This is a genomic window from Mesorhizobium sp. WSM4935, from assembly GCF_029625735.1.
Lineage (GTDB): Bacteria > Pseudomonadota > Alphaproteobacteria > Rhizobiales > Rhizobiaceae > Mesorhizobium.
In genome coordinates this window covers 1-253 of sequence record NZ_JARTVR010000075.1, presented here as the reverse complement: position 1 = coordinate 253, position 253 = coordinate 1, and the positions used below count along the sequence as shown (strand labels likewise).

Sequence of the window (253 nt, the reverse complement as noted above, 5' to 3'; positions counted from 1 at the left end):
CTGCACGACCGCGCGGAAATGCGCCGGGACGGACACCCGCCCCTTCGCATCGATCCTGTTCACTGCGTTCGACAGAAATCGGTCCACCACACGTTACAGCCGCTGTCGCCGCCGCACCCCTTCCCATGTTTTTCTCCGCGCCGCCGCCGCGCATCGCCTCGCGACAAATCGCTTCATTCACCAAGGCGAAAACCGGCAAACGCGCAGCCGCCGCGACTGCCCGATTGGCGCACGCTTCACCCTGACGCGGAAC

Annotated in this window: 1 pseudogene; it reads right to left on the bottom strand. The window is 65.6% G+C overall.

The features are described 5' to 3' along the window. Positions 1-87, bottom strand: a pseudogene (locus tag P9273_RS32170) (division/cell wall cluster transcriptional repressor MraZ); the annotation flags it as partial. Positions 88-253: the final 166 nt, after the last annotated feature.